The organism is Streptomyces sp. NPDC006551 (genome assembly GCF_040611675.1).
Classification (GTDB): Bacteria; Actinomycetota; Actinomycetes; order Streptomycetales; family Streptomycetaceae; genus Streptomyces.
Genome location: NZ_JBEXOT010000033.1, coordinates 15,371 through 29,701, shown reverse-complemented (window position 1 = coordinate 29,701; position 14,331 = coordinate 15,371). Strand labels below are relative to the sequence as shown.

General features: G+C 71.6%; 10 protein-coding genes. 5 read left to right on the top strand and 5 right to left on the bottom strand.

Translation table 11 applies throughout. The features are described 5' to 3' along the window. Positions 1-48: 48 nt before the first annotated feature. A complete protein-coding gene (locus tag ABZY12_RS25070) occupies positions 49-2,268 on the top strand; it encodes an ATP-dependent RecD-like DNA helicase (protein WP_356894003.1) in 2,220 nt (739 codons plus the stop codon). Between the two features lie 214 nt (positions 2,269-2,482). Continuing rightward, positions 2,483-3,772 (top strand): citrate synthase, encoded by a 1,290-nt coding sequence (locus tag ABZY12_RS25065; protein ID WP_352190558.1) that lies wholly within the window; start codon positions 2,483-2,485, stop codon positions 3,770-3,772. 394 nt (positions 3,773-4,166) lie between these two features. Here ABZY12_RS25065 and ABZY12_RS25060 read toward each other — a convergent pair whose 3' ends face one another. From ABZY12_RS25060 to ABZY12_RS25050, 3 genes are all read right to left on the bottom strand, one after another. Beyond that, complete coding sequence (locus ABZY12_RS25060; RefSeq protein ID WP_356894000.1) at positions 4,167-6,428, bottom strand: heavy metal translocating P-type ATPase; 2,262 nt, start codon at positions 6,426-6,428, stop codon at positions 4,167-4,169. A gap of 73 nt (positions 6,429-6,501) precedes the next feature. Further along, the gene (locus tag ABZY12_RS25055; protein WP_356893998.1) at positions 6,502-6,813 is read right to left on the bottom strand and encodes a heavy-metal-associated domain-containing protein; all 312 of its coding nucleotides are present in this window, start codon (positions 6,811-6,813) and stop codon (positions 6,502-6,504) included. 109 nt (positions 6,814-6,922) lie between these two features. After that, the gene (locus ABZY12_RS25050) at positions 6,923-7,729 is read right to left on the bottom strand and encodes a TetR/AcrR family transcriptional regulator (RefSeq protein WP_356893996.1); all 807 of its coding nucleotides are present in this window, start codon (positions 7,727-7,729) and stop codon (positions 6,923-6,925) included. 163 nt (positions 7,730-7,892) lie between these two features. Here ABZY12_RS25050 and ABZY12_RS25045 point away from each other — a divergent pair, with 163 nt between their 5' ends. Continuing rightward, a complete protein-coding gene (locus ABZY12_RS25045) occupies positions 7,893-10,217 on the top strand; it encodes an MMPL family transporter (protein ID WP_356893994.1) in 2,325 nt (774 codons plus the stop codon). 52 nt (positions 10,218-10,269) lie between these two features. Further along, positions 10,270-11,325 carry a zinc-dependent alcohol dehydrogenase family protein gene (locus ABZY12_RS25040; RefSeq protein ID WP_356893992.1) on the top strand — a complete coding sequence of 352 codons (1,056 nt, stop codon included), beginning with the start codon at positions 10,270-10,272 and terminating at the stop codon, positions 11,323-11,325. Positions 11,326-11,428: 103 nt separating this feature from the next. Here the strand turns inward: ABZY12_RS25040 and ABZY12_RS25035 are convergent, their stop codons facing one another. Together ABZY12_RS25035 and ABZY12_RS25030 are read right to left on the bottom strand one after the other, a co-directional pair. Beyond that, positions 11,429-11,626 (bottom strand): MerR family transcriptional regulator, encoded by a 198-nt coding sequence (locus tag ABZY12_RS25035; protein ID WP_356893990.1) that lies wholly within the window; start codon positions 11,624-11,626, stop codon positions 11,429-11,431. A 253-nt stretch (positions 11,627-11,879) separates the two neighbouring features. Next, a complete protein-coding gene (locus ABZY12_RS25030; protein WP_356893988.1) occupies positions 11,880-12,791 on the bottom strand; it encodes a sugar phosphate isomerase/epimerase in 912 nt (303 codons plus the stop codon). A 128-nt stretch (positions 12,792-12,919) separates the two neighbouring features. Between ABZY12_RS25030 and iolC the strand changes: the two genes are divergently transcribed. Further along, a complete protein-coding gene (iolC, locus tag ABZY12_RS25025) occupies positions 12,920-13,957 on the top strand; it encodes a 5-dehydro-2-deoxygluconokinase (RefSeq protein WP_356893986.1) in 1,038 nt (345 codons plus the stop codon). The last annotated feature ends 374 nt before the right edge of the window (positions 13,958-14,331 follow it).

Genomic DNA, 14,331 nt, shown 5'->3' with positions numbered 1-14,331 from the left:
GCTCCTTCCCGAGGTCCCGTTGTCCGACCCGTTCGCTACCGTCGGCGCATGTCCCATCTGGCAGTGCTCGAAGGCGTTCTCGAGCGGATCACCTACGCCAACGAGGAGAACGGCTACACCGTCGCCCGGGTCGACACCGGCCGTGGCGCCGGGGATCTCCTCACGGTGGTCGGCTCGCTGCTCGGCGCGCAGCCGGGCGAGTCGCTGCGGATGGAGGGCCGTTGGGGCTCCCATCCGCAGTACGGCAAGCAGTTCACGGTCGAGAACTACACGACCGTTCTGCCCGCCACCATCCAGGGCATCCGCCGCTATCTCGGTTCCGGTCTCATCAAGGGCATCGGGCCGAAGATCGCCGAGCGGATCGTCGAGCACTTCGGCACCGACACCCTCGACGTCATCGAGCGGGAGCCGAAGCGGCTCATCGAGGTGCCCGGGCTGGGTCCCAAGCGGACGAAGCTGATCGGGGCGGCCTGGGAGGAACAGAAGGCGATCAAGGAGGTGATGGTCTTCCTCCAGGGTGTCGGGGTCTCCACCTCCATCGCCGTGCGGATCTACAAGAAGTACGAGGACGCCTCGATCTCCGTCGTGCGGAACCAGCCCTACCGGCTGGCCGCCGACGTCTGGGGCATCGGCTTCCTGACCGCCGACAAGATCGCCCAGTCCGTCGGCATCCCGCACGACAGCCCCGACCGGGTCAAGGCCGGGCTGCAGTACGCCCTGTCGCAGTCCACGGACCAGGGGCACTGCTTCCTGCCCGAGGAGCAGTTGATCGCCGACGCCGTGAAGCTGCTCCAGGTCGACACCGGCCTGGTCATCGAGTGCCTCGCCGCGCTCGCGGAGGACCCCGAGGGGGTGGTGCGCGAGCCGGTGCCCGGCCCCGAGGGGCGGCCGGTCACAGCCGTCTATCTGGTTCCGTTCCACCGCGCCGAGATCTCGCTGGCCGCCCAGATCGGCAGGCTGCTGCGGACCGAGGAGGACCGGATGCCGGCCTTCCGTGACGTGGCCTGGGACAAGGCCCTGGCGTGGCTGGCCGACCGCACCGGGGCCTCTCTGGCGCCCGAGCAGGAGGAGGCGGTCCGGCTCGCGCTGACCCGCAAGGTCGCCGTCCTGACGGGCGGGCCGGGGTGCGGCAAGTCGTTCACCGTCCGGTCGATCGTGGAGCTGGCCCGGGCGAAGCGGGCGAAGGTGGTCCTGGCCGCGCCCACCGGCCGGGCCGCGAAGCGGCTCGCCGAGCTGACCGGCGCCGAGGCGTCCACCGTCCACCGGCTTCTGGAGCTGAAGCCGGGCGGCGACGCGGCCTTCGACCGGGACCGCCCCCTGGACGCCGATCTGGTCGTGGTGGACGAGGCGTCCATGCTCGATCTGCTCCTCGCCAACAAGCTCGTGAAGGCCGTGGCACCCGGTGCCCACCTCCTCCTGGTCGGGGACGTCGACCAGCTGCCCTCGGTGGGCGCGGGGGAGGTCCTCGGCGATCTGCTGGCCCCGGACAGCCCGGTGCCGGCGGTCCGGCTGACCCGGATCTTCCGTCAGGCCCAGCAGTCGGGTGTGGTCACCAACGCCCACCGGATCAACGCCGGGCTTCCGCCCGTCACGAACGGCCTGCCGGACTTCTTCCTCTTCGCGGAGGACGAGACGGAGGACGCGGCGCGGGTCGCCGTCGAGGTCGCGGCACGACGAATTCCCGCCAAGTTCGGCCTCGACCCCCGCCGGGACGTGCAGGTTCTCGCCCCGATGCACCGGGGCCCGGCAGGCGCCGGCGCGCTCAACGGACTCCTCCAGCAGGCCGTCACCCCGGCCCGCCCGGACCTCCCCGAGAAGCGTTTCGGCGGCCGTGTCTTCCGCGTGGGCGACAAGGTCACGCAGATCCGCAACAACTACGAGAAGGGCGCCAACGGCGTCTTCAACGGCACCGTCGGCGTCGTGACCTCGCTCGACACCGTGGAGCAACGGCTGACCGTGCGCACGGACGAGGACGAGGAGGTGCCGTACGACTTCGACGAGCTGGACGAACTCGCCCACGCCTACGCCGTCACCATCCACCGATCGCAGGGCAGCGAGTACCCGGCGGTCGTGATCCCCGTCACCACCAGCGCCTGGATGATGCTCCAGCGGAATCTGCTCTACACCGCTGTCACTCGCGCCAGGAAGCTGGTGGTCCTGGTCGGCTCCCGGAAGGCGATCGGCCAGGCCGTCCGTACGGTTTCCGCGGGCCGACGCTGTACGGCGCTGGCCCATCGGCTCGCCGGCGCCGGCTCCGCCGCCCGGTGACGCGAAGGGGCGTTCTCGGGCCTCCGGTCGTGTGAAAGGGCACCCCGGACTACCGGAAGCGGGGCGAAGGGGGCAAGATGAGCAGGTTGGCGGCACTGAGTGCCGCCAAATGGCCCAATGGTCGACCCCGAGTGCACTCTCCTGAGCCAAATGGGGGATGGTAGAGACAGTCAGGGCACCTCGAAGAAGAGGCACTACGTCGGTGAGGGATGACGTGAGCGACAACTCTGTAGTACTGCGGTACGCGGACGGTGAATACACCTACCCGGTGGTCGAAAGCACCGTCGGCGACAAGGGCTTCGACATCGGGAAGCTCCGAGCCCAGACCGGTCTGGTGACCCTGGACAGCGGATACGGCAACACCGCCGCCTATAAATCCGCGATCACCTACCTCGATGGCGAGCAGGGCATTCTGCGGTACCGCGGCTACCCCATCGAGCAGCTGGCCGAGCGCTCCACCTTCCTCGAGGTGGCGTACCTGCTGATCAACGGTGAGCTGCCCAAGGTCGACGAGCTCGCGACCTTCAAGAACGAGATCACCCAGCACACGCTGCTGCACGAGGACGTCAAGCGCTTCTTCGACGGCTTCCCGCGCGACGCCCACCCGATGGCGATGCTGTCCTCGGTGGTCTCGGCGCTGTCCACGTTCTACCAGGACAGCCACAACCCGTTCGACGAGAAGCAGCGCCACCTCTCCACGATCCGGCTGCTGGCCAAGCTGCCGACCATCGCGGCGTACGCGTACAAGAAGTCGATCGGCCACCCCTTCGTCTACCCGCGCAACGACCTCGGGTACGTCGAGAACTTCCTGCGCATGACCTTCTCGGTCCCGGCACAGGAGTACGAGCTGGACCCGGTCGTGGTCTCCGCGCTCGACAAGCTGCTGATCCTGCACGCGGACCACGAGCAGAACTGCTCGACGTCGACCGTCCGTCTGGTCGGTTCGAGCCAGGCGAACATGTTCGCCTCGATCTCCGCCGGCATCTCCGCCCTGTGGGGCCCCCTGCACGGTGGCGCCAACCAGTCGGTCCTGGAGATGCTCGAGGGCATCCAGGCCAACGGCGGCGATGTCGACTCCTTCATCAACAAGGTGAAGAACAAGGAGGACGGCGTCCGCCTGATGGGCTTCGGCCACCGGGTGTACAAGTCCTTCGACCCGCGCGCCAAGATCATCAAGGCGGCGGCGCACGACGTCCTCTCGGCCCTCGGCAAGTCCGACGAGCTGCTGGACATCGCGCTCAAGCTGGAGGAGCACGCGCTCTCCGACGACTACTTCGTCTCGCGCAACCTCTACCCGAACGTGGACTTCTACACGGGTCTGATCTACCGCGCGATGGGCTTCCCGACCGAGATGTTCACCGTGCTCTTCGCGCTCGGCCGTCTCCCGGGCTGGATCGCCCAGTGGCACGAGATGATCAAGGAGCCGGGTTCCCGCATCGGCCGCCCGCGCCAGATCTACACGGGCGAGGTCCTGCGCGACTTCGTTCCGGTCGAGGGCCGCTGACCTTCGGGCCCGCCGCGCCTCGGGCCCCGGGCCTCTCGGGCGACGAAAAGCGCCCCGCCACCGATCCCCCCACGGGTCGGTGAGCGGGGCGCTTCCCATATCCCCGGTGCGGATTCCCCCCACGGGATCCGGGCCGGGCGTCTGCCGGGTTCAGCAGAAGCTACGCGGGTCGGCGCGGTCCGCCGGGGTACGTACGGGAGGGCCGCTCAAAGCTCCCCGTGCACGTGCCCCGGCCAACGCTTGCCTGGGACATCCCCCAAGACGTCCCATGAACGTCCCCCAAGACGTTCTTGGCATCGCCCACTTAGACTCGCGAACAGCCCGAATGGTTACCCCTAAATATCTGTGATCTAGGTCTCTTTGTGAAGGTCCTGTGCGTCACGTGTAGGTGAATTCACGTGAACCGCCGCAGACGAAGGCTGTTCGTCACGACGAAAACGGACGAGAACGCCATCGCCAGTCCCGCGATCATGGGGTTGAGCAATCCGGCGGCTGCCAGGGGCAGGGCCGCGACGTTGTAGCCGAAGGCCCATCCAAGGTTGCCCTTGATCGTCGCCAGGGTGCGACGGGAGAGGCGGATGGCGTCCGCCGCGACCCGCAGGTCCCCTCGTACGAGAGTGAGGTCACCGGCCTCGATGGCGGCGTCCGTGCCCGTGCCCAGCGCCAGGCCCAGATCGGCGGTGGCGAGCGCGGCGGCGTCGTTCACGCCGTCGCCGACCATCGCGACCGTCCGGCCCTCCGCCTGGAGACGCCGGATCACGTCGACCTTGTCCTGCGGCAGCACCTCGGCGAAGACCCGGTCCGCGGGGATGCCCACCTCGGCCGCCACCGTCTCGGCGACCGACCGGTCGTCCCCGGTCAGCAGGACCGGTGCCAGGCCGAGGGCGCGCAGCCGGGCCACCGCCTCGGCGCTGGTGTCCTTGACCGCGTCGGCGACCGTCAGGAAGCCGCGGGCCCGCCCGTCCCAGGCGACATGCACGGCACCCGGCGCCGACGGCCCGGGCACCTCGATCTCCGCGGCCTCCAGGAGGGCCGCGCGGCCCACCAGGACCTCGTGTCCGTCGACGGAGCCGCGCACGCCGAGACCGGGCACGCTCTCGAACGACTTCGGTACGGGCAGTTCTCCCACCGGCAGCCCCAGCCGCTCGGCGGCGCCGGACGCGACCGCGCGGGCGACCGGGTGCTCGGAGGAGTGCTCCAGCGCGCCGGCGAGACGCAGCACGTCGGCCTCGTCCTCACCCGCGTAGCCGTACACCTTTCGCAGTGCCATCCGGCCGGTGGTGACCGTCCCGGTCTTGTCGAGGACGACGGTGTCGACGCGCCGCGTGGACTCCAGCACCTCCGGGCCCTTGATCAGGATGCCGAGCTGCGCGCCGCGGCCGGTGCCGACCATGAGGGCGGTCGGGGTGGCCAGGCCCAGGGCGCACGGGCAGGCGATGATCAGGACGGCCACGGCGGCTGTGAACGCCGCCGTGCTGTCGCCGGTCACCAGCAGCCAGGTCGCCAGGGTGCCGAGCGCGAGGAGCAGTACCACGGGCACGAAGACCGCGGAGATCCGGTCGGCGAGCCGCTGGACCTGGGCTTTGCCGTTCTGCGCGTCCTCGACCAGCTTCGCCATCCGGGCCAGCTGGGTGTCCGCGCCGACGCGGGTGGCCTCCACGACCAGCCGGCCGGTGGTGTTGAGGCAGCCGCCCGTCACGGGGTCCCCGGCCGTCACGTCGACCGGGAGGGACTCGCCGGTGAGCAGGGAGGCGTCGACGGCGGACAGCCCCTCGGTGACGGTCCCGTCGGTGGCGATCTTCTCGCCGGGCCGTACGACGAAGAGGTCACCGACGCGCAGGGCGGCCACCGGTACGCGTACTTCCGTACCGCCCCGCAGGACGGCCACGTCCTTGGCGCCCAGCTCCATCAGCGCGCGCAGTGCCGAGCCGGCTCTCCGCTTGGCGCGCGCCTCCAGATAGCGGCCGAGCAGGAGGGAGGTGATGACGCCGGCCGCCACCTCCAGGTAGAGGGTGGCGGCGCCGTCCGCGCGGCCGACGGTGAGGTCGAAGGTGTGACGCATGCCGGGCATGCCCGCGTGACCGAAGAACAGCGCCCAGAGCGACCAGCCGAAGGCGGCGAGGGTGCCGACCGAGACGAGCGTGTCCATGGTGGCGGCGCCGTGCCGGAGGTTGGTCCAGGCGGCCCGGTGGAAGGGGAGCCCGCCCCAGACGACGACCGGGGCGGCGAGGGTGAGCGAGAGCCACTGCCAGTTGTCGAACTGGAGGGCCGGGACCATCGCGAGCAGGACGACGGGGGCGGAGAGGACCGCCGAGACGGTCAGGCGCGTACGCAGCGCGTCGAGCTCCGGGGCCGGCTCCCGCTTCGGTTCCGGCACCGGTCGGGGTGTGGGCTCCGGTTCGGGTGCGGGCTCCGGCGGCGGGGGCTCCTCGGCGGTGTAGCCGGTCCTGACGACCGTCGCGATCAGTTCGGCGACCTCCACCTCGGCCGCGTGCTCGATCCTCGCCTTCTCCGTCGCGTAGTTGACGGTCGCCGCGACGCCCTCCATGCGGTTGAGCTTCTTCTCGACGCGGGCCGCGCAGGAGGCGCAGGTCATCCCGCCGATGATCAGCTCGGTGGAGAGGGCGGGGGTGGCGGAGGCGGAGCTGGAGGTCATGTGCGGTTCCAAAAGGGAGCAGGGCCGTACTGTCGTAACGGTACGGCCCTGCCGGGTATGCCGGAGGCGGGCCTCAGGCCTGGCCGACCAGTTCGTAGCCGGCCTCGTCGACGGCGGCGCGGACGGCGTCCTCGTCGAGCGGGGCCTCGGAGACCACGGTGACCCGGCCGGTCGCGGCCACGGCCGTGACGGAGGAGACGCCGGCGATCTCGGAGATCTCGCTGGAGACCGCGCCCTCGCAGTGGCCGCAGGTCATGCCCTTGACCTGGTAGACGGTGGTGACACCGCCCGCCGGGATCTCGGCCGCGCCGTCGTGACACGAGCCGGTCGACGAGCAGCAGCCGCTGGCGACCTGGGGAAGTTCGGTCTTCGTCTCGGCGGTCATGACGTTCTCCTCTTCGAGGCTGGTTCTGGTTCTGGTGCTGGTTCTGGTGCTGGTTCTGGCTCTGGCTCTGGCTCTGGCTCTGGGTCGTACCCTTGCACAGCCTATACCCCTAGGGGGTATGAATCCACTCAGTGTGTCCGGTGCGGTTCTCGGGTGGCGGGCCGGTCGTTGTCGCGTCGCCGATGACCGGGTCGAGATAGCGCAGGAGGACCCGCTTCAGCTCGACGACCGTGGCGTCCCGCTCGGGCCCCTCGGGCGCGGCGAGCACCAGCGCGAGACCGCCCTTGAAGACCGCGAAGGTCATATCCGCGATCCGGGCGCTCTCCGCGGCGGGGAGGTCCGGGAGGTAGTGGCCGAGCAGGTCCCTGATGCGGGCGAGCAGGGAGGCGTGCAGGGCGTCGTGCTCCTCCGCGATCCGGCCCGGGATCTCCGAGCCGTGCATCAGGGCGAGGAAGACCGGGTTCCGGCAGTTGAACTCGATCAGTGGGTCGACGACCGCGTCGAGCAGCGCGGGCAGCGGCAGTGCGAGGTTCTCCGGCGTGAACGCCTGGCCGTGGGCCTCTCGCATCCGGTGCAGGAGGCGGTCGCCGAGCTCGACGGCGATGGCTTCCTTGTTGGGGAAGTACTGGTAGAGCGTGCCGGGCGAGACGCCCGCCTCCCGGGCGATCGCGTTGGTGCTGGTCGCCGTGTATCCCTGCGCGCAGAAGACGTTCGCGGCGGCCTGGAGCAGCTCGGCGATGCGGCGCTCGCCGCGCGCCTGCCGCCGGCGCGGTTTGGGGTCGCCGGGCGCCGTGGATGTGGTGCTCCCGGACGGGCTGGTTGCGGAGAGGTTGCTTCCGGACCCGCTGCTTCCGGACGGGCCGGTCTCGGGGGGGCTGCTCCGGGGTGGGCTGGTCTCGGGTGGGCTCTCGGACATGACTGTCCCCAGCTTTCATGAACGCGTTGACAAACGCGAGTACTCGCTCGCATTCTTGAGAAACGCGAGCGACCGCTCGTGTTTGCCAGTCTATGGCAAGGGGCGACCCGTGCGACCTGCCAGGAAGCGAGCGCGCGGGTCCCGGTGAAGGGGACACCGCGTCATGGTCGAAGTCAAGAACGCAGCGCCCGCCCGAAGTGGGGGGTGGACCCGCTTCGCCACGGCCCGGCCACGGCTCTCCCTCCTGGTGGCCCTGGTGATCACCGCCCTCGCCGTCTTCGCGGGAAGCGGCGTCGCCGACCGGATGGGCAGCGGCGGCTGGGAGGACCCGGACGCCGAATCCGCGTACGCCCTGCGGGTCCTGGAGCGCGAGTTCCCCGCCTCACAGCCGAATCTGCTGCTCCTCCTCGACGCCGGCCCGGCAGGGGTCGACGACCCCGCCGTCGCCGCCGAGGCCCGGCGGATCGCCGAACGGCTCGACGCCGAGCCGGGCGTGAGCGGCATCGGTTCCTACTGGGGGACGGGTTCCCCCGCCCTGCGCTCCGAGGACGGCCGACAGGCGGTGATAGCCGCCCGGATCGACGGCGAGGAGAAGGCGGCCGGCGAGATCCTCCAGCGGATCGCACCCGAGTACCGGGGCGCGCGGGGTCCGGTCGAGGTGTCCGTCGGCGGACCCCTCGCCGTACGGCACGAGATGCAGACGATCATCCAGGAGGACCTGCTGCGCGCCGAGCTGATCGCCCTGCCGGTGACGCTCGTCCTGCTGGTCATGGTCTTCGGCAGCGCGGTCGCCGCCCTGCTGCCGCTGGGCATCGGCATCGTGGCCATCCTCGGCACCAACGCCGTACTGCGCGGGATCACCGAACTCACCGACGTCTCGGTCTTCGCCCAGAACCTCACCACCGCGCTCGGTCTCGGACTCGCCATCGACTACGCCCTGTTCGTGGTCCGCAGATTCCGGGAGGAGCTGGCCGCCGGGGCCGACCCGCGCAGCGCCGTCGGCACCACCCTGCGCACGGCCGGGCGGACCGTGCTCTTCTCCGCGCTGACCGTGGCCGTCTCGCTCGCCGCCATGCTCGTCTTCCCGCAGTACTTCCTGCGCTCCTTCGCCTACGCCGGGATCGCGGTGGTGCTGCTGGCCGCGGCGGCCGCGCTGATCCTGCTGCCCGCGGCCCTGATGCTGCTCGGTGACCGGGTCAACGCCCTGGACCTGAGGCGGGTGTTCGGGCGCCGCGGGTCCACGGCGGCTGGTGCCGGTGCCGGTGCCGGTGCTGGCGCCTTTGTCGAGCCGGAGGCCGGGGGCGGAGCGGGCACGCGGGCCGAGACCGGGGCGAGGGCCGGCGCCCGGAGGGGGCCCGGGGCCGGATGGGCCCGGACGGCCGCCCTGGTGATGCGGCGGGCACCCGTCTTCGCCGCGGCCACGACCGCGGGACTCGTGCTCCTGGGGCTGCCCTTCCTGGGCGTGAGATTCGGTACGGCCGACGACCGCCAGCTGCCGGCCGCCGCCGAGTCCCGCCAGGTCCAGGACCACCTGCGGGACGGCTTCCCCGGCGACCCAGGCGGCGGGCTCACGGTGCTCGCCGAGGGCCGGGCCACACCCGCCCAGTACGCCGACTACCGCCGGCGGATCGAGGACATCGCCGGCGTCGAACGGGTCGAGGGGCCGATGACCTCCGGGACCGGCGAGGTCACCCGCGGCCTCTTCACCGTCGTGCCGGAGGGCGAGGCCGTCGGCGAGAACGCCCAGCGTGTCGTCGCGGAGCTGCGCTCCCGAGAAGCACCGTTCGACACCTCCGTGACCGGGGCGGCGGCCGTCCTCGTCGACTCCAAGGACGCCATAGCCGACCGGCTGCCCTGGGCGGTGGCGATCATCGTCGTCGTCACCCTGCTCCTGGTCTTCCTGCTCACCGGCAGCGTGCTGATCCCGGTCCAGGCCGTCGTCCTCAACGCCCTCAGCCTCACGGCCATGTTCGGGGCGGTGGTCTGGGTCTTCCAGGAAGGGCACCTCTCGGGGCTGCTCGGCTTCACCCCCACGGGCGACATCGAGACGACCCTGCCGGTGCTGATGTTCTGCGTCGCCTTCGGACTCTCCATGGACTACGGCGTCTTCCTCCTCTCCCGCGTCAAGGAGGAGTACGACAGCACCGGCGACCACGAACACTCCGTACGGTTCGGCCTCCGGCACACGGGCGGGCTGATCACCGCGGCCGCCGTGATCCTGGCCGTCGTGATGGTGGCCATCGGCACCTCCCGGGTCACCAACACCAAGATGCTGGGACTCGGCGTCGCCCTCGCCGTGCTCATGGACGCGATGGTGGTGCGCAGCCTGCTGGTCCCGGCCGTCATGAAGCTGACCGGCCGCCTGACCTGGTGGGCCCCGGCACCGCTGCGCCGCTTCCACGACCGGTTCGGCATCAGCGAGAGCGGCATACCGACGCCGGCCGTGCTGCCGGAACCCACCCGGGACAAGGAGCCCGTGGGGAGCTAGGTTCGGAACTCGGCGTTCCGGCGCGGATCGTGAAGGGTCGAAGGGCGGGCTCGTGAAGGCAGTGGTGTTCGAACGGTACGGAGAGGACGCGACGGTCCGGGAGGTGCCGGACCCCTCGCCCTCAGGCCACGGCGTGGTCGTGCGCGTGGAGGCGACCGGACTGTGCCGCAGCGACTGGCACGGCTGGATGGGCCACGACCCCGACATCGTCCTGCCCCACGTCCCCGGCCACGAACTGGCCGGCCTGGTCGAGGCGGTGGGCGGGGACGTGACCCGCTGGAAGCCCGGCGACCGGGTCACGGTGCCGTTCGTGTGCGCCTGCGGGCGCTGCCCGGCCTGTGCCGCCGGGGACCAGCAGGTGTGCGAGCGGCAGACCCAGCCGGGCTTCACTCACTGGGGCTCCTTCGCCCAGTACGTGGCCCTGGAGCACGCGGACGTGAACCTGGTGGTCGTCCCGGAGGAGCTGTCCTTCGCGACGGCGGCCGGGCTCGGATGCAGGTTCGCCACCGCCTTCCGGGCCGTGGTGGCCCAGGGGCGGCTCGCGGCCGGTGAGTTCGTCGCCGTGCACGGCTGCGGCGGCGTCGGACTCTCGGCCGTGATGATCGCGGCGGCCTGCGGGGCGCGGGTGATCGCGGTCGACGTGTCGCCGAAGGCCCTGGAGCTGGCGAGGGCGTTCGGTGCGGCGGAGTGCGTCGACGCCTCGGCCCTGGCGGCCGTGCCCGGCGGGACGGCCGCGGCGGTACGCGAACTGACCGGCGGCGGCGCCCATCTGTCGATCGACGCCCTCGGGTCCCCGGCCACCTGCGCCGCCTCGGTGGAGAGCCTTCGCCGCAGGGGCCGGCACGTCCAGGTCGGACTGCTGCCGTCGGCCGCGGGGGACCCGGTGGTTCCCATGGCCCGGGTCATCGGCCTCGAACTGGAGATCCTCGGCAGCCACGGCATGGCCGCGCACGCCTACGGCCCGATGATGGAGATGGTCCGGGCGGGCACGCTGCGCCCCGACCGGCTCGTCACCTCCCTCATCCCGCTGGACGAGGCCCCGGCCGCGCTCGCGGCGATGGGCTCGGCGCCAGGATCCGGAGTCACGGTCATCCGCCCGTGGTCGTGATTCCGTGCCCCGGACTCGCCGGCCAAGGCCCAGGGCGGGCCGAAGGCCTTGCACCGGGCCGGTGTGCGGGGCCTTCTCGGTCGCCAGGGCGGGGCGCGCGGGGTCAGTCGCGGCGGCTCCGGTTGCTCGGGCGGTTGGCGACCCAGGTGTGGATGGTCTCCGCGTACCAGTAGGGCTTGCCCGACTCCACCCGGTCGGGCGGCGGCAGCAGTCCGTGCTTCCGATAGGAGCGGACCGTGTCCGGCTGCACCCTGATGTGGGCGGCGATGTCCTTGTACGACCAGAGTCTTCTGTCCGTCATGTGTGGCACCTCCCTGCACGCCAGGCAGCGGCGGCGGGGGTGCCGTTCGGGGGAGCTGCCGTGGCGGGCGCTGGCGATCACTGAGCCTGTGCCCGTTGAACGACATCCCTTGACCGGAGGGGAGCGGCTGTCGAACGGCTGTGACGGAAACCTCGCGTAATGGAGATATGTGTGACGACAGGGGGATGGATGTGACACAAGTGGCGCATCGTCACATCGGCGTGTCACTCCGGCATTTCACGGACGACAGGACTCAGGCCCCGCAGGAGCGCAGAAAGCGGCGGGTGCGGACCGCGATCGGGTACGGCCGGTCCGGCTCGCACGGGTACATGTCCTGCTCCACGATCGCGAAGAGGTCCACGTCCAGGGCCTGGGCCGCCGCGAGGACCGGTTCCAGGGCGGGCACTCCGGAGGGCGGTTCGCACATCACGCCGCGGGCCACGGCAGGCCCGAACGGAATCCCGTCCGCCACGACCTCGGACAGGATCTCCGGGTCGACCTGCTTGAGGTGGAGATAGCCGATGCGCTCGCCGTAGGTCTCGATCAGTTTGACGCTGTCGCCGCCGCAGTAGGCGTAATGGCCGGTGTCCAGGCAGAGCGAGACCAGGTCGGGGTCGGTGGCGTCCAGGAAGCGGGCCACGTTCTCCTCGCTGTCGATGTGCGTGTCGGCATGCGGATGGACGACGATCCGCAGCCCGTAACGCTCCCGGACCTCCTGCCCGAGGCGCTCGGTCAGGGACGTCAGATGACGCCACTGCTCGGCGTCGAGGGTGCGGTCCTCCAGGACCTCGCCGGTCTTGTCGTCCCGCCAGAAGGAGGGGATGACCACCAGATGTTCCGCCCCCATGGCCTGGGCGAGGGCCGCGTTGTCGGCGACGTGCGCCCAGGTCCTCTCCCAGACGGCCGGGCCGTGGTGCAGTCCGGTGAAGACCGTCCCGGCGGAGACCCGCAGGCCGCGGCGGCCCGTCTCCTCGGCGAGGATCGCGGGGTCGGTGGGCAGATAGCCGTACGGGCCCAGCTCGATCCACTCGTAACCGGCGCCGGCGACCTCGTCGAGGAAGCGCTGCCAGGGAACCTGCCGGGGATCGTCGGGGAACCAGACACCCCAGGAGTCCGGGGCGGAGCCGATACGGATACGGGACAGTGGCGTCGCCGGCTTCGTCATGCAAGCCACCTTGGCCGGGGCCGAGGAGGAGCGTCAAGACGGTCGTCCGAATGTAAGGACATAGCGTTGACAGGGTTCCCGGCGGGCGGCTAGACCTGGGTGCGGGGCCGAGGCGAGAGGTGACGTACATGCGGACGGAGCCGTACGACCTGATCACGATGGGGCGCATCGGCGTGGATCTGTATCCCCTTCAGGTCGGGGTGCCGCTGGCCCGGGTGGAGAGCTTCGGGAAGTTCCTGGGCGGTTCGCCGTCGAACGTGGCGGTCGCCGCGGCGCGGCTGGGCCGGCGCACCGCTCTCATCACCCGGACGGGCGCCGACCCCTTCGGCGCCTACCTGCACCAGGAGCTACGGGCGTTCGGCGTCGACGACCGATGGGTGACGGCGGTGGAGGCCTACCCGACGCCGGTGACCTTCTGCGAGATCTTCCCGCCCGACGACTTCCCCATCTACTTCTACCGTCAGCCCAAGGCCCCCGACCTGGAGATCCATCCGCACGAGCTGGACCTCGCGGCGATCCGCTCGGCGCGCGCGTTCTGGGTGACGGGGACGGGCCTGAGCGCCGAGCCCAGCCGGACGGCGACGCTCACGGCGCTGCGGGAGCGAGGCCGCGAGGGCTTGACCGTCCTCGACCTGGACTGGCGCCCGGCGCTCTGGCCCGAACCCGGCGAGGCCCCCGCGCTCTACCGGGCCGCTCTGGGCGCGGCGACGGTCGCCGTCGGCAACCTCGACGAGTGCGAGGTCGCGACCGGGGAGCGCGAGCCGCACGCCGCCGCCCGTGCCCTGCTCGACGCGGGGGTGCGGCTCGCGGTCGTCAAGCAGGGACCGAAGGGGGTTCTCGCGATGGGCGCCGACGGGGAGTACGCGGAGGCGGAGCCGCTGCCGGTCGAGGTCGTCAACGGTCTCGGCGCGGGCGACGCGTTCGGCGGGGCGCTCGCGCACGGCCTGCTGGCCGGCTGGGACCTGGAACGCGTGATCCGCCACGCCAACGCGGCCGGCGCGATCGTCGCCGGCCGCCTCGCCTGCTCGCCCGCGATGCCGTACGCGGACGAGATCGCCCACGCCCTCGCCACGGGCACCGGCTCCATCCCCGCCCACCGTTCCCACCCGGCGCCGGAGCCCCCGCAGCCTCCGGGACTCCCGGCGCCACCGGAGCCCGCGCCATGACCGGCGACGGACTCGGCGCAGCCGACGTCCCGGGCCGGTCGGACGTGCCTCCCGCCCCCGCTCCCGATCAGTCGGACGGCCCCCGCGCCGCCGAGGCCCCGGGCCCCTCGGACCGACCATCCGCCGCCACCACCCCGGCTCCGTCGGACGGGCCGTACCACCTGGCCGCCGCTCCGCGCCTGGGCGGGGCAGGGCGGCCGACAGAGGCGCGGCGGCCGGCAGCGGCGGCGGGGCGCGTTCGTCCCGCACCGCGGCCACCCGGTGAACCCGCCGGCTCGCAACCCGCGCGCCGCTCCGGGGCGACCGCCGCCCGCCCGGTCCCACCGACCACCGCCGCCCGCCCCACCCCACCGGTCGACGTCGACCGGCTCGTC